The sequence below is a fragment of the Nitrosomonas europaea genome (assembly GCF_900167395.1).
In the GTDB taxonomy this organism is placed as follows: Bacteria; Pseudomonadota; Gammaproteobacteria; order Burkholderiales; family Nitrosomonadaceae; genus Nitrosomonas; species Nitrosomonas europaea.
Map to the genome: position 1 here is coordinate 1 of NZ_FUWK01000007.1, position 15,716 is coordinate 15,716.

General features: G+C 47.8%; 18 protein-coding genes. All 18 read left to right on the plus strand.

Features of this window, described 5'->3' with window-relative positions; translation table 11 throughout:
• Positions 1-498 (plus strand): cytochrome c family protein (locus tag B5D58_RS03860; protein WP_078737647.1); only part of this gene is annotated, 498 nt, incomplete at its 5' end.
• Positions 499-500: 2 nt separating this feature from the next.
• Entirely contained in the window at positions 501-1,202 is a 702-nt protein-coding gene (locus B5D58_RS03865) for a NapC/NirT family cytochrome c (RefSeq protein WP_011111568.1), read from the plus strand.
• A gap of 175 nt (positions 1,203-1,377) precedes the next feature.
• Positions 1,378-2,709: a tRNA (N6-isopentenyl adenosine(37)-C2)-methylthiotransferase MiaB gene (gene miaB, locus B5D58_RS03870; RefSeq protein ID WP_011112819.1), complete on the plus strand. Its 1,332-nt coding sequence runs from the start codon at positions 1,378-1,380 to the stop codon at positions 2,707-2,709.
• A gap of 60 nt (positions 2,710-2,769) precedes the next feature.
• The gene (locus B5D58_RS03875) at positions 2,770-3,780 is read left to right on the plus strand and encodes a PhoH family protein (RefSeq protein WP_011112818.1); all 1,011 of its coding nucleotides are present in this window, start codon (positions 2,770-2,772) and stop codon (positions 3,778-3,780) included.
• Positions 3,755-4,234 (plus strand): rRNA maturation RNase YbeY, encoded by a 480-nt coding sequence (gene ybeY, locus B5D58_RS03880; protein ID WP_050731282.1) that lies wholly within the window; start codon positions 3,755-3,757, stop codon positions 4,232-4,234. Before B5D58_RS03875 ends, ybeY begins: the two co-directional genes overlap by 26 nt.
• Before the next feature lie 56 nt (positions 4,235-4,290).
• A complete protein-coding gene (locus B5D58_RS03885) occupies positions 4,291-5,154 on the plus strand; it encodes an HlyC/CorC family transporter (RefSeq protein WP_011112816.1) in 864 nt (287 codons plus the stop codon).
• Positions 5,155-5,384: 230 nt separating this feature from the next.
• The gene (gene rpoE, locus B5D58_RS03890) at positions 5,385-5,987 is read left to right on the plus strand and encodes an RNA polymerase sigma factor RpoE (protein ID WP_011112815.1); all 603 of its coding nucleotides are present in this window, start codon (positions 5,385-5,387) and stop codon (positions 5,985-5,987) included.
• Between the two features lie 14 nt (positions 5,988-6,001).
• Entirely contained in the window at positions 6,002-6,586 is a 585-nt protein-coding gene (locus tag B5D58_RS03895) for a sigma-E factor negative regulatory protein (protein ID WP_143023694.1), read from the plus strand.
• A 183-nt stretch (positions 6,587-6,769) separates the two neighbouring features.
• Positions 6,770-8,131 (plus strand): DegQ family serine endoprotease, encoded by a 1,362-nt coding sequence (locus B5D58_RS03900; RefSeq protein WP_050731318.1) that lies wholly within the window; start codon positions 6,770-6,772, stop codon positions 8,129-8,131.
• Between the two features lie 17 nt (positions 8,132-8,148).
• Positions 8,149-8,406, plus strand: coding sequence for a glutaredoxin family protein (locus B5D58_RS03905; protein WP_011112812.1), 258 nt, complete (start codon positions 8,149-8,151; stop codon positions 8,404-8,406).
• A 285-nt stretch (positions 8,407-8,691) separates the two neighbouring features.
• The gene (gene lepA, locus B5D58_RS03910) at positions 8,692-10,488 is read left to right on the plus strand and encodes a translation elongation factor 4 (RefSeq protein WP_011112811.1); all 1,797 of its coding nucleotides are present in this window, start codon (positions 8,692-8,694) and stop codon (positions 10,486-10,488) included.
• Between the two features lie 68 nt (positions 10,489-10,556).
• On the plus strand, positions 10,557-11,360 hold the full coding sequence (gene lepB / locus B5D58_RS03915) for a signal peptidase I (RefSeq protein WP_011112810.1): 804 nt from the start codon (positions 10,557-10,559) through the stop codon (positions 11,358-11,360).
• A 34-nt stretch (positions 11,361-11,394) separates the two neighbouring features.
• A complete protein-coding gene (locus tag B5D58_RS03920; protein WP_011112809.1) occupies positions 11,395-11,775 on the plus strand; it encodes a DUF4845 domain-containing protein in 381 nt (126 codons plus the stop codon).
• Positions 11,772-12,509, plus strand: coding sequence for a ribonuclease III (rnc, locus tag B5D58_RS03925; protein WP_011112808.1), 738 nt, complete (start codon positions 11,772-11,774; stop codon positions 12,507-12,509). Before B5D58_RS03920 ends, rnc begins: the two co-directional genes overlap by 4 nt.
• An 85-nt stretch (positions 12,510-12,594) precedes the next feature.
• Positions 12,595-13,485 (plus strand): GTPase Era, encoded by an 891-nt coding sequence (gene era / locus B5D58_RS03930; protein WP_011112807.1) that lies wholly within the window; start codon positions 12,595-12,597, stop codon positions 13,483-13,485.
• Between the two features lie 54 nt (positions 13,486-13,539).
• Entirely contained in the window at positions 13,540-14,265 is a 726-nt protein-coding gene (gene pdxJ / locus B5D58_RS03935) for a pyridoxine 5'-phosphate synthase (protein ID WP_011112806.1), read from the plus strand.
• Positions 14,262-14,639, plus strand: a complete 378-nt coding sequence (acpS, locus tag B5D58_RS03940) for a holo-ACP synthase (RefSeq protein WP_011112805.1) — start codon at positions 14,262-14,264, stop codon at positions 14,637-14,639. The genes pdxJ and acpS overlap by 4 nt, the downstream gene beginning before the upstream one ends.
• A gap of 2 nt (positions 14,640-14,641) precedes the next feature.
• The gene (nagZ, locus tag B5D58_RS03945; protein ID WP_011112804.1) at positions 14,642-15,688 is read left to right on the plus strand and encodes a beta-N-acetylhexosaminidase; all 1,047 of its coding nucleotides are present in this window, start codon (positions 14,642-14,644) and stop codon (positions 15,686-15,688) included.
• Positions 15,689-15,716: the final 28 nt, after the last annotated feature.

The window sequence follows — 15,716 nt, forward strand, 5'->3', positions numbered from 1 at the left end:
AAACTGGATCCGGCCAAGGACTACACCCAGGACAAAGACTGCGTAGGTTGTCACGTGGATGGATTTGGTCAGAAAGGGGGCTATACGATCGAATCGCCCAAACCGATGCTGACGGGTGTAGGCTGTGAATCCTGCCATGGACCTGGACGTAACTTCCGGGGAGATCATCGTAAGAGCGGGCAGGCTTTTGAGAAATCGGGCAAGAAAACGCCTCGCAAAGATCTGGCAAAGAAAGGACAGGACTTCCACTTTGAAGAACGCTGCAGTGCGTGCCATCTGAACTACGAAGGTTCACCGTGGAAAGGAGCCAAAGCGCCTTACACCCCGTTTACACCGGAAGTGGATGCGAAATACACCTTCAAGTTTGATGAAATGGTCAAGGAAGTCAAAGCCATGCATGAACATTACAAACTGGAAGGCGTATTTGAAGGAGAGCCGAAATTCAAATTCCATGATGAATTCCAGGCCAGTGCCAAACCCGCCAAAAAAGGAAAATAGTGATGACCAGACTGCAAAAAGGATCGATTGGTACTCTGTTGACAGGAGCACTGTTGGGTATAGTCCTGGTGGCTGTTGTCTTTGGTGGAGAAGCGGCATTATCGACCGAAGAATTCTGCACCAGCTGTCATTCCATGACTTATCCGCAAGCCGAGTTGAAGCAATCCACCCACTATGGTGCGCTGGGTGTTAACCCGGGATGCAAGGACTGTCATATTCCTCAGGGAATAGAGAATTTCCATCTTGCGGTAGCGACACACGCGATAGATGGTGCCAGAGAACTGTATCTGGAGCTGGTCAACGACTACTCCACCCTGGAGAAGTTTAATGAAAGAAGACTGGAGATGGCTCATGATGCGAGAATGAATCTCAAGAAATGGGACAGCATCACTTGCCGCACCTGTCATAAGAAGCCGGCACCTCCTGGAGAGAGTGCTCAGGCTGAACATAAAAAGATGGAAACAGAAGGGGCGACCTGTATAGATTGTCATCAGAATCTGGTGCATGAAGAAGTTCCGATGACGGATTTGAATGCAAGTATTGCTCAAGGCAAGCTGGTATTGAAACCGGAAGATGATGGGGATGATGAAGAAGCTGATGAGGACGAAGATGAAGAAACCGAAGAAGCTGACGACAGCAGCGACAGCGAATCCGCTTCCTCCAGTGACAACAGCGACAACGAAGACGATAACAACGATGAGTAAGTTTTGAGTATGTAGTTGTTGAGTATCGAAGATACATCAAACAGCAAGTTGCAGTCTTTTGAGGCCAGATTGGCTTCCGGATTGTAGCTTGCTTTTTTATCAGAAGATTCGTAGTTTTCAGTTAAACAAATGTGTACAGGTGGATTGGTTAATTTGAATTCTGACAAGAGGTACGATGGGCAGCAAACTTTATATTAGGACGTTCGGCTGCCAGATGAACGAGTATGATTCGGCCAAAATGGCTGATATCCTGTTGTCTGAAAAGGGTATGGAGTTGGCCGAAACACCTGAAGAAGCCGATCTGATCCTGTTTAATACCTGTTCGGTTCGTGAAAAAGCACAGGAAAAAGTTTTTCATGACTTGGGACGCGTACGGCATCTTAAAAACAGCAAACCAGATCTTCTGATTGGTGTGGGTGGGTGCGTAGCCAGTCAGGAAGGTCCTGAGATAGTCAAACGTGCTCCGTTTGTGGATTTGGTATTTGGGCCTCAAACATTGCACAGATTGCCTGATCTGATCGATGCTCGCAGGCGTACAGGTCGTCCCCAGGTAGATATCAGCTTTCCTGAGATAGAGAAGTTTGATCGCTTGCCGCCTGCACGTACAGAAGGGTCCACTGCTTTTGTATCGATTATGGAAGGGTGCAGTAAATACTGCAGTTTCTGTGTCGTGCCTTATACCCGGGGAGAAGAAGTTTCGAGACCGCTGGATGATGTTCTTACCGAGGTAGCAGGACTTGCAATACAGGGCGTCAAAGAGGTTACGCTGCTCGGACAGAATGTAAACGCCTACTTAGGCAAAATGATCAATGGTGAGATTGCCGATTTTGCTACACTACTGGACTATATTCATGAAATTCCCGGTATAGAACGCATCCGATATACCACCTCTCATCCGAGGGAATTTACAGCTCGATTGATTGAAGCATATCAACGCTTACCGAAGCTGGTTGGTCATGTACATCTGCCCGTGCAATCCGGATCAGATAGAATATTAGCTGCAATGAAGCGCGGTTATACTACCGTTGAGTACAAATCCATTGTTCGCAAATTGCGTCTCGTTCGTCCGGATATATCAATATCATCCGATTTCATTATCGGATTTCCTGGAGAAACAGAGGATGATTTCGAAGCAACGATGAAACTGATTGATGATGTACATTTTGATGAATCTTTCAGTTTTATTTACAGCCCGCGTCCAGGAACACCGGCTGCTGATTTGCCGGATAACACGTCACATCAGATAAAATTGACAAGACTGTATCGTTTGCAGGAAAAAATTCAGCTTAATGCACAAGCAATCAGTCAGGGCATGGTCGACACTGTCCAGCGTATTTTGGTAGAAGGTCCGTCGAGAAAAGATCCTGGCGAATTTTGTGGCAGGACAGACAATAATCGGGTAGTCAATTTTGCCGGGCATGCAGGGCTGACAGGAAGTTTTATTGATATCAGAATAACAGCGGTTTCATCTCATACATTGCGTGGTGAAATTTCTGATATGCAATGATCATAGTGTTGCCATTGGCTTGCGGTTTTATCTGATTACTGCCAAAGTCCAAGCACGACAATGACACTTGATGCGGCAACAAAATCCAAGCCGGTTGAACTGATGTTCTCTCCCACGGACAATGAACGCCTGGCCAACCTTTGTGGCGCACTGGATGAAAACCTCAAACAGGTTGAGTATGCTTTCAATGTGATGATTTCACGCAGAGGGGGGCATTTTAAGCTTTATGGCTCTGTAGAACATACTCATCTGGCAATTCAGGCGCTAAAAAAATTTTATGATGATTCGTACCATCACCTCAGTGTGGAACAAATACAGCTGGGCCTGATTGAAATTCGAAATAATCCTTCACCTCCTCTTGGGGACTCGGATAGGGCTATTGCCGGTTCCAATGCAACTTCCTTGCAGCTTGTTACCCGTCGCGGCAATATTCAGGGCCGTACTGCCCGGCAGACTGATTACCTTTTTCAGATCAAGAAACATGATATTACTTTTGGTATTGGCCCGGCAGGTACCGGTAAGACTTATCTTGCCGTTGCCTGTGCAGTGGATGCGCTGGAGCGTGAACTGGTCAGTCGTGTTATTTTGGTGCGTCCAGCTGTGGAAGCTGGAGAAAGGCTGGGGTTTTTGCCGGGAGATATGGTGCAGAAAGTGGACCCCTACTTAAGACCGCTTTATGATGCTCTGTATGATTTGATGGGATTTGAAAAAGTCAGCAAGCATTTTGAAAGAGGGATCATCGAGATTGCGCCATTGGCTTTCATGCGCGGCCGTACTCTTAATCAGTCATTCATCATTCTGGATGAAGCACAAAATACAACGGCTGAACAGATGAAGATGTTTCTGACACGTATCGGTTTTGGCTCTAAAGCCGTTATCACCGGAGATATAACGCAGATAGATCTGCCTAAGCATCAGAAGAGCGGTTTGGTTGAAGCAGAACGAGTATTGAAGAATGTAAACGGGATCGCATTTACCCGCTTCAGGACGGAAGATGTAGTCCGTCATCCGTTGGTTCAACGTATAGTAGATGCCTACGAGAAATATGCCCCTGACAAAGAATCCGGTTGAGTCGCCAGATCATGAGCAGGAACTCGTACTGACAGTGCAGTACGTGGCTGATAAGACGGATATTCCGAATAGACGATTGTTTCGTAAGTGGGTTAAAGCAGCACTAAGTAAACCTGCAGAGGTGGTTATTCGTATTGTTGACAGGCAGGAAGGCGAAATACTCAATCGCGACTTTCGTGGCAAAAGTTCGGCAACCAATGTGTTGACGTTTGTGTATGACGACGATGTTCCGCTTTTGGGTGATATTGTGTTGTGTGCGCCAGTGATTTGCAACGAGGCACAGCAGCAAGGCAAAGATCTGACTGCTCATTATGCTCACCTTACTATCCATGGTATTTTGCATTTGCAGGGCTATGATCACATCCGCGATGAAGATGCAGTGGTGATGGAATCACTCGAAACAGAGATTATCACCAGACTCGGTTACCCCGATCCTTATGTCATTCAACATTGAGATGATATAAGCACGCGTGAGACAGTCTTTTTTATTCCCGATGTTATATACATTTCATGAACGAAACCTCCCCTAAAATCGGTTGGTTTGAGCATATCAGTACATTACTTTCGCGCAAACCGGAAGATCGTGAGCAATTGCTGGCTCTGTTGCATTCTGCTTATGAGCGCAACCTGCTTGATGCAGATGCATTGGCTATGATTGAGGGAGTGATGCAGGTTTCTGAAATGCAGGTACGTGATGTCATGATCCCTCGTTCGCAAATGGACACCATTGATATCAGTGAGAAACCGGAAGGGTTTATTCCATTTGTAATGGAGACTGCTCATTCGCGTTTCCCGGTTACGGATGGCAGCAAAGATCAGATTATCGGTGTATTGCTGGCAAAGGATTTATTACGTTATTACGCGAGCAGGGAAGAATTCAATATCAGGGATATGCTGCGCCCGGTGATCTATATACCCGAGTCCAAGAAATTGAATATTCTGCTTAAAGATTTTCGCAGTAACCGTAGCCATATTGCTATCGTCGTTGATGAGTATGGTGGCGTAGCCGGGCTCGTCACGATCGAAGATGTCCTGGAACAGATTGTCGGAGATATTGAGGACGAATTTGATTTTGATGAAGATGATGCTTACATTGTTGCAGATACGGATGGTCACTATCGTGTCAGGGCAATTACAGAAATATCCAGCTTCAATGAGACATTAGGCGCAACGTTCAGTGACAAGGAATTTGATACGATTGGCGGTCTCGTTATCAATAAATTTGGCCGGCTTCCTAAAAATGGAGAATCCATTACTATTGAGGGTTTCAATTTCACTGTCACGAGAGCGGACAGCCGTCGTTTGCATTTGTTGAAAGTAGAGCGTATCGAGCCCGGGGTGGTTGAAGATGCAGATTCTCATGACTCGGTTTAATCTCTGCGGGTTCAATTCCCCGCCCCTTGGGGCGCGAAGGCTGGCTGAAAGCCAGCGGGCTTGGAAGGCGCAGTTAATACCCAGCTGCTTGCAGCGAGGTGTTTTATTGTGTTTCAACAATATGCTGCGTTGCTGAATTAATGATGAATGGTTGTTTGTGATTGAGACAGAAGGTTGCAAATTGTTAAATAAAGCCCGCTTATATCTTCCTTATCCCGGGAATCTGAGAGATGAGTGATCGTGAAATCGATCAGCAGTTGGTAGAACAGGTACAACGAGGTGACAAGCGTGCGTTTGACCTGCTGGTTATCAAGTATCAGAGACGACTGGCGCGTTTATTATCGCGATTCATCCGTGATCCTGCTGAAGTGGAGGATATTACTCAAGAGACTTTTATCAAGGCCTACCGGGCATTACCTTCTTTTCGCGGTGATAGTGCCTTTTATACCTGGTTATATCGGATCGGGGTCAATACGGCCAAGAATTTTCTGGTATCACAAGGTCGTAAGCTTCCTGCAACTGTAAATGGGTTCGGTACCGAGGAGGCGGAAAATTTTGAAGGAGCCGATCAGCTTCGGGAAGTAAACACTCCGGAAAGTGAACTTATGGGCAAACAGGTTGCCCAAACCGTAAATCAGGCGCTTGAAGCTCTGCCCGAGGAGTTGCGCACGGCGATTATTCTCAGGGAAATCGAAGGGCTTAGTTATGAAGAGATTGCTGATATCATGAATTGTCCTATTGGTACGGTGCGGTCCCGGATATTCAGGGCACGTGAAGCTGTGGCCGACAAATTAAGGCCTTTATTGGGTACTGATAAAAGTAAAAGATGGTGACAAGAGGTGAAATTGTGAGAAATAAAGTTTCTGAGTTGATGGATGGTGAACTTGATGGCACTCATGCTGCCAAGATTATTAACGCAGTCAAAACCGACAACGATTTGTTTTCTGACTGGAAAATTTATCATGCAATCGGTGATTCGTTGCGTCAGTCGGCCGTTAATATAGATATATCGGAACAGGTCAGAAATCAACTGGCTGATGAGCCACTTTTATTATCACCTTATCCACACAAAACCCACCAAAATCGTAAACAAAAGCTGCTGGGTCTGTCGGTTGCCGCTTCGGTTGCTGCGTTATCGATTGGATGGCTGATATCTCAATCAATGGAACAGCATGAAACGACACTTAAAGAAATATATGTGGCTGAAAAAAATAACGGAAAGACTGCGCCTGTCGGAGGGCCTCGTTCGTTAATGACTTTTCAGCCGGTATCTGCGTATTCATCTCCTTCTATGCCTGTAAACACCCACTACAATAATGATCCTCTGATTTACAGGGATCTTACCTATGAAAGATCAGTTCGTTATCCAGCCACCGGAATATCTTCCCCTGCTGAGGTAGTCGGGGAACAGTCTGCTGCATCTGCTGAATAGCGCACCGGCCCAACTATATAAGAAAATAAACACTATCTCTTAACTGGTGATTGCATGGCTGACATAATCTCCCGGAATAATTTCCATTCAGGTATAGGATCCAGGTTTTTGATAAATACGGTTACAGTTGCGGATATATGGCGCAAGGGTATTTTTGCGATTTGTCTTTTGGTAGCAGCGTTTATGTTGTCTGCCTCATTGCATGCGAAGGATTTACCGGATTTTACTGACCTGGTGGAAAAGCATGGGCAAGCAGTTGTCAATATTAGTACCGTACAAACGCAGCAGATAGATGCGAACCATTTCTTTCCGGGAATTCCCAACATCCCCGAAGATTCTCCTTTTTACGAGTTTTTTCGCCGGCATATGCAACCTTTTTCCGGCCCGAGAAAATATGAATCCCGTTCACTGGGCTCAGGTTTCATCATCAGTAAGGATGGTTATATTCTGACCAATGCACATGTAGTCGAATCAGCCAATGAAATCACGGTCAGACTGACCGATAAGCGTGAGTTTGGTGCGAAAGTGATAGGGACCGATCGAAAAACGGATATAGCTCTGTTAAAAATTGATGCGGATGATTTGCCGGTAGTCACCCAGGGTAGCCCTGATCAGCTTAAAGTTGGCGAATGGGTGATCGCCATTGGTGCCCCTTTTGGTTTTGAGAATACAGTTACAGCAGGGATCGTGAGTGCGAAAGGGCGATCGCTTGCCCAGGAAAATTATGTTCCTTTTATTCAGACTGACGTGGCAATCAATCCAGGCAACTCTGGTGGGCCACTGTTCAATATGAAAGGAGAAGTCGTAGGGATTAACTCCCAGATTTACAGCCGTACGGGTGGCTTCATGGGGCTTTCTTTTGCTATTCCGATCGATGTGGCAATGGAAATTACCAGTCAGCTCAAGGCTTACGGCAAAGTCTCACGAGGAAAAATCGGTGTCATGATCCAGGAAATGACAGATGAGCTGGCGGAATCTTTCAATCTGGATAAGTCACGTGGCGCGCTGGTTGTTTCTGTGGAGAAAGACGGGCCGGCTGACAAGGCAGGCATCAAGATAAGGGATGTGATTCTGAGATTCGATGGTAAAGGTATCGATACTTCAAGTGATTTACCCCGCATAGTCGGAAATACGAAACCGGATGCCAGGGTATCTGTTGAAGTATGGCGTAATGGCTCAGTCAAGAAACTGACTGTTACAGTAGGGGAAATGCCTGGAGATGACAGTAGTACTACTGTCCAGAAACAAAGTAAATCAGGAGATGCCACCAGCAGGTTAGGGCTTGCTCTGAGAGAACTTTCTGCAAGCCAGAAGAATGAGCTTGGAATTGATAGCGGTCTGCTGGTCGAAGAGGTCTATGACGGAATTGCCAGCAGTGCAGGCATTCGTCCCGGAGATGTCATTCTGGGGTTCAATAACCAGGATATAAAATCTATCCAGCAGTTCAATAAACTATTGGATGATGCCAAAAAAGGCCGGAATATCGCTCTGCTGATAAAAAGGGGAGATATTACGACCTTTATTACTATAAAGATAAATGGGTAAGATTTGCTGCTGGTGCAATGAATAATCAGGTAGAACCCAGGAAATTGGTCGTATATGGAAGGGAAGGTTGTCATCTGTGTGAAGAGATGATTGCTTCCCTGCGGGTATTACAAAAAAAATCCTGGTTTGAGCTGGAAGTAATCAATATTGACGGGAATGAACATTTGACCCGATTGTACAATGATCGTGTTCCTGTTCTTTTTGCTGTCAACGAGGATAAGGAGCTGTGTCACTATTTCCTTGATTCAGATGTAATTGGCGCTTACCTCTCCTAATTTCATCTCACGGCTGATTCGTTGAACAGGTCGGATTTTCCATTCCGGAAGACGCGGCTTTCATATTTTCCTATTCTGCTTGGTATAAGAAATCGAGGTAGAGCAATCGTTGATAGGCTGACGCATTTAACAGACTCTCGCTGCTTCCGTGATCATCAGGGTATACTTGGCTGTCAGGCTATTTTGGCGAAATCAGCCGAATCTATCTTCCCTCTGTCGATTTGTATACAATCGCCCCTTTTGTCTCTAGCTTTTGTCGATTTTTCTCCCGAGCGGTGATTTCTTTTGATACAGCATATTCGTAATTTTTCCATCATCGCGCATATCGATCATGGCAAATCCACACTTGCCGATCGCATCATCCAGTTTTGTGGTGGTCTTTCCGACCGGGAAATGGAGGATCAGGTACTTGATTCGATGGATTTGGAGCGTGAGCGCGGTATTACGATAAAGGCACAAACTGCAGCGTTACACTATCAGGCCAAGGACGGTAAAAATTATCTGCTGAATCTAATTGATACCCCGGGCCACGTTGACTTTTCTTATGAAGTATCCCGCTCACTCTCTGCTTGTGAAGGCGCTTTGCTGGTTGTTGATGCCTCTCAGGGTGTTGAAGCGCAGACGGTGGCAAACTGTTATACCGCGATTGAGCAAGGTGTCGAGGTGATCCCGGTGCTCAACAAGATCGACTTACCTGCCGCGGATCCTGACAGGGTGATAGCCGAAGTGGAAGATATCATCGGAATTGAAGCCAAAGGTGCTTTGCGTATCAGTGCAAAGACCGGTGAGGGAGTGGATCAGGTCCTGGAAATGATTGTGGCGCAGATTCCGCCGCCTGAGGGAGATGTCGATGCACCACTCAAGGCGCTGATCATAGATTCCTGGTTTGACAGCTATGTGGGTGTCGTGATGCTGGTTCGAGTCGTGGATGGTGTACTGAGACCGGGCAACAAGATTTTGTTGATGTCCAGCAAAGCAAATTATTTATGTGAAGAAGTGGGCGTTTTCCAACCGAAAGCGGTAAGCCATAAATCTCTGAGTGCTGGCGAGGTGGGTTTTATCATTTCAGGAATCAAGGATTTGAAATCTGCCAAAGTGGGAGATACGGTGACACTTGCTGATCGCCCCGCCGGTGAGCCCCTGGCCGGGTTCAAGGAAATCAAGCCGCAGGTTTTTGCCGGGTTATACCCGGTCGAATCCAATCAATATGATGCATTGCGTGCGGCACTGGAAAAACTGCAGTTGAACGATGCTTCTCTGCATTTTGAGCCGGAAACTTCCCAGGCACTGGGTTTCGGGTTTCGTTGTGGGTTTCTGGGGTTACTGCACCTGGATATTGTGCAGGAACGGCTGGAGCGGGAATATGACATGGATCTCATTACCACTGCGCCCACGGTGGTTTATCAGGTTGTTCTGCGTGATGGCAAAATCACGGAAATCGAGAATCCATCCAGACTGCCCGACCTGTCCAGCATAGAAGAGATCAGGGAACCGATTATTACTGCGACGATTCTGGTTCCAGAAGAATACGTTGGCACAGTGATGACATTATGTACCGGCAAACGTGGTATCCAGAAAAACATGCAATACATGGGCAGGCAGGTAATGCTGGTCTATGAAATGCCTTTGAACGAGGTAGTTATGGATTTCTTTGACAGATTGAAATCTGTAAGCCGCGGTTATGCTTCACTTGATTATGAATTCAAGGAATTCAGAGCGGCTGATCTGGTTAAGCTCGACATATTGATCAATAGCGACCGGGTGGATGCTTTGTCTCTGATTGTGCATCGTGCCAGCAGCCAGCACCGCGGGCGGGAATTGGCACAGAAAATGCGTGAACTCATCCCGCGACAAATGTTTGACATTGCGGTACAGGCGGCAATAGGTGCTCACATTGTGGCGCGTGAGAATGTCAAGGCATTGCGCAAGAATGTATTGGCGAAGTGCTACGGTGGAGACATTACACGTAAACGCAAGCTGCTGGAAAAGCAGAAAGCGGGGAAAAAGCGTATGAAACGAGTCGGTAATGTTGAAATTCCCCAGGCAGCGTTTCTTGCCATCCTGCAGGTGGATGGCAAGTAACAAGTAAAAGTGCCGGCAAACGGGATGAGTAAGGTGTTGATCGGTATATTTCTAGGTCATGGGGTATTATGAACTTTCCTTTGGTGTTGCTTATTTTATTAGTAGTAACGGGCGGGATCTGGCTGCTTGATTATTTTGTGCTGAGGCACAAACGTGTTTCCGGAAATACCGAAGAGCCATGGTGGGTCGAATATCCTAAAAGCTTTTTTCCGATCATCCTGATTGTATTCAGCCTGAGATCGTTTCTGGTAGAACCTTTCAAAATTCCTTCCGGTTCGATGATTCCAACTTTGCTGATCGGGGATTTTATACTGGTCAATAAATACACCTACGGGATCAGACTGCCGGTAGCAAACCTGAAAATCATTGATATGAATGAACCCCAGCGTGGCGAGGTCATGGTATTTCGTTTTCCCGAGGATCCCTCTATCGACTACATCAAGCGAGTGATCGGTGTGCCCGGAGATATGGTTACCTACCGGAATAAACAGTTGAGTATCAATGATGTTCCCGTTCAGCTGGAGCAGGGGGGGGACTATAAATATATCGATGGTCCGGCATACATTTATACTCAACGGTTCAAAGAGAATATGGATGGCAGCGAACATGACATCCTGATCAATGAAGATATGCCGGATATTCAGCTATCTGCTATTCACCACTTCCCTAATCGGGAGAATTGCACCTTTGACCGGACAGGTTTTTCCTGCAAGGTCCCCGAAGGGAATTATTTTACTCTGGGCGATAATCGTGATGGCAGCAGTGACAGCCGTTACTGGGGGTTCGTGCCGGAAAATCATATCGTCGGGAAAGCCTTTCTGATCTGGTGGAATTTTAATGATCTGAGCAGAATAGGCACGTTGATCAAATAATGATTTGAATCTTCAGTATGTCGCGGAGGTATCTATGAATCCGATTTATTCCTCGATGAACAGAAGGCAGCAGGGAGTGAGTTTGCCGGGTCTGCTGACATGGTCGGTAATCATTATCCTGGTGGCGATCCTGGGGATGAGACTTGTTCCTGTTTACATCGAGTTTGCTGCAATCAAGCGGGCACTGGTGGCAATTGCCAGTGATTCCGAGTTGCATAATGCCGGTGTCCATGAAATTCGCCAGGCGTTTAACAAGCGCGCTGCCGTGGATGCCATAAAATCCGTAAACGGAAATGATATCGTCATTAGAAAGCAGGATGGGCAACTCGTGCTGGATATCAACTACACAGTTACGAAACCTCTGTTTGCAAACCTTTCTTTACTGATCGACTTCGATGCGGCCAGTGATCGATGACCAGTTCCCGGCCTATTGCACACAATACGAAAAACAAGCAGACAAAAACGCTGAAAGGGCGAGATTACGCAGTTTTTTTGCAGAAACTGGGTTATACCTTCAAACAGCCCGATTTACTCCGGGAAGCACTTACTCATCGCAGTCTCGGTTTTCCGAACAATGAACGTTTTGAATTTCTCGGTGACAGTGTGCTGAACTGTGCAGTATCAACATTGCTGTTCAAACGTTTTCCATCATTGCCGGAAGGAGACCTGACCCGATTACGTGCCAATTTCGTCAATCAGCAGGCATTGCATCGACTGGCATCCGCCCTGGGTATCGGAGAGCTGATTTTACTCGGCGAGGGTGAGCGTAAAAGTGGTGGGCATCATCGACCTTCGATTCTGGCAAATGCAGTGGAAGCCATCATTGGCGCGATTTATCTCGAAAGCGGGTTTGCAGTGGTGGAGCAGGTCATTGTTGCATTGTATGAACCCCTGATCAGGCAGTTGGATCCGGATACTTCCGGCAAGGATTCCAAAACCCTGCTGCAGGAATATCTGCAGAGTCGTAAAATCGCTCTGCCTGAGTACAGCGTGCTGTTGGCACAGGGTGATCCACACGCACAGGTTTTTCATGTGGAATGTGTCATTCCCGGATTCGGCATTCGCACGAGAGGTGAGGGAACCAGCCGCCGCCGGGCCGAACAGGAAGCTGCACGCCAAGCCTACGAACTTGCCATCGTAAGGCATTGAGTCGACATCACTCCATAAGCAACAAGCTATATTTTCTCGATCAATCTCAGTTTTTACCTGAATTTACCTGAAAAAGACATTGGCCATGAACGCACCCGGTTACAAAACTGGTTATATATCCATCGTGGGACGGCCCAATGTCGGTAAATCAACACTGTTGAATCATCTGATCAAACAGAAGATCAGTATTACTTCCAGAAAAGCGCAAACTACTCGCCATCGCATTCACGGGATATTGACCGATGCACAGTCGCAGTTTATTTTTGTGGACACGCCCGGTTTCCAGACGCGCCATCGCAGCCAGCTCAATCAGGTAATGAATCGGGTCGTTCTGCAAAGCATGCAGGATGTGGATGTCGTTGTATTCGTGGTTGAAGCAGGTCGATTTGGCCGGGAGGACGAACAGGTTCTGGAACAACTGCCGCGGAATCTGCCCGTGGTCCTGGTGATCAACAAAATTGATTTGCTGCCGGATAAATTGCAGTTGCTTCCGTTCATGCAGAAAATGGCAGATGTGTTCGAGTTTTCTGCTATCGTTCCGGTCAGTGCTTTGCAGAACAGACAGTTATCTGCCCTGATCGAAGCAATTCGTCAGCATTTGCCGGGAAATCCCTTTTTATTTGCCGAAGATGAGATCACCGATCGCAGTGAGCGGTTTCTGGCAGCAGAACTGCTGCGTGAAAAAGTGTTCAGGCAGATCGGAGAAGAAGTACCTTATTCGGTCAGCGTGGTGATAGAGCAGTTTACCGTGGAGGGTAATTTGCGACGCATCCATGCCTGTATCCTGGTGGAAAGGGAAAACCAGAAGGCTATCATCATTGGCAAGCAGGGGAAGAAACTGAAGGATATGGCTACACAGGCGCGCAAGGATATGGAAATGCTGTTCGGCAGCAAAGTCTATCTGGAAGTATGGGTCAAAGTGAAATCCGGCTGGGCGGATGATATCACTGCACTAAAGAGCCTGGGTTATGAGTAAAAGGGAAAGTTTTAGAAATCACTCATTGGAAACAAGCGGGAAAACTGAATAATCATGATAGCTCTGGGTGTCAATATCGACCATGTGGCAACAGTGCGCCAGGCACGCGGCACGACTTATCCCAGCCCGGTCGAAGCCGCACTGGTTGCCGAGGTGGCTGGTGCAGATGCGATTACGCTGCATTTGCGCGAAGATCGTCGTCATATACAGGAAAATGATGTCGTAATTCTGCGTGATCGGCTTAAAACCAGAATGAATCTGGAAAGTGCCGTAACAGAAGAAATGATTGCTTTTGCCTGCCGGATCAAACCGCACGATATCTGCCTGGTGCCAGAGCGACGTGAAGAACTGACGACGGAAGGCGGGCTGGATGTCATTCGCCATTTCCAGCAGGTGAGTGTGGCGTGCAAGCGCCTGGCAGAAGCGGGAATCCGCGTTTCACTGTTCGTCGATGCGCAGGCCGGTCAAATCGATGCCGCAGTCGAGGCAGGTGCTCCCGTAATTGAACTGCATACCGGCCGTTATGCGGATGCTGCAACACCCGAAATGCAGCAGGTCGAGCTGGAAACAATTCGTACCATGGCAGCCTATGCTTTTGGCCGGGGATTGCAGGTCAACGCCGGGCATGGGCTGCATTACGAAAATACCGTACAGATCGCCGCCATACCGGAGCTGTCCGAGTTGAATATCGGCCATGCCATCGTTGCCCGGGCATTGTTCGTCGGTTTTGCTGAAGCGGTTCGCGAAATGAAAGCCCTGCTCCAGCAGGCGCGTGCATGATATACGGCATCGGGACCGACCTGGTCGATCCTGCCCGGATTGCCAGCTCGCTGGAGCGTTACGGTGAACAATTTGCCAGACGTGTGCTGGCAGATTCTGAATGGCCAGATTACCTGGAGCACATCAAACCTGCACTGTTCCTGGCAAAGCGCTTCGCCGCCAAGGAAGCATTCTCCAAAGCAACGGGCACAGGCTTGCGTGCTCCGGTCATGTTCGGAAATATGGCTGTTCAGCATGATTCGCAGGGAAAGCCCTATTTTGAGTTTCAGCAGGAGCTGGCTGAATGGATAGGACAGCGTGGTATCACTCGCCATCATCTTTCCATCAGTGATGAGCTGACCATGGTAAGCGCCTTTGTCGTACTGGAAAAATAGAGATGTCCCTCGGCCCGCTGATGCTCGATATAGCGGGCACAGAACTGACTGAAACGGATCGTGTCCGACTAAGTCATCCCTTGGTGGGAGGCGTTATCCTGTTTGCACGGAACTACGCATCTCCGGCCCAGCTGGCCGGACTGACAGCGGAGATTCATGCGCTGCGATACCCGTCTCTGCTCATTGCAGTCGATCAGGAAGGCGGCAGGGTGCAGCGTTTTCGGGATGGTTTCGCTCGTTTGCCCCCAATGCGTGTGCTGGGAGAAATCTGCGACAGGAACCCGGATCGGGCGCATCACCTGGCGAGCCAGGCTGGTTATGTGCTGGCTGCAGAGCTCAAAGCCTGTGGTGTCGATCTGAGCTTTACACCCGTGCTCGATCTCGATTACGGACAGAGCTGCGTAATCGGTGATCGTGCTTTTCACCGAGAGCCGCAGGTCGTTGCCGATCTGGCTTGCGCCCTGATGAATGGTTTGCAATCAGCGGGAATGGCAGCAGTTGGTAAACATTTTCCCGGTCACGGTGCGATTCGAGCGGATACTCATGTTGAAACCGCCATTGATACACGCAGCTACACCGATATTGAGAAGGAAGATCTGATTCCTTTCCGCCGGATGATCGACGCGGGACTTTCCGGCATCATGGCAGCGCATGTCATTTATCCGGCCATCGACCAACATTCGGCAGGTTTTTCCAGCAGATGGCTGCAGCGCATTCTGCGGCACGATCTGGGTTTCGAAGGCTGTATTTTCAGTGATGACCTGGGTATGCAGGCCGCCAGGAATTATGGCAGCATCACTCGTCGGGCAGAGCAGGCTCTGCAGGCGGGCTGTGATATGGTGCTGGTATGCAATGATGCCGATGCGGCAGATGAACTGCTGGGATCTCTGCACTGGGAATTCTCTGCTGCCAGTCTGGCCAGAGTGGAATGCATGCGCGGACAACACATGATTCATTCTATGGCGCAGTTGCATGAAATGGAACGATTCCTCCAGGCAGCAGACGAGATCAGTAAAATCGATCCGGCCGGTATCAGCGTGTCTTTGTAAGTGTTTAATTTTACAACAAGTTATTTTT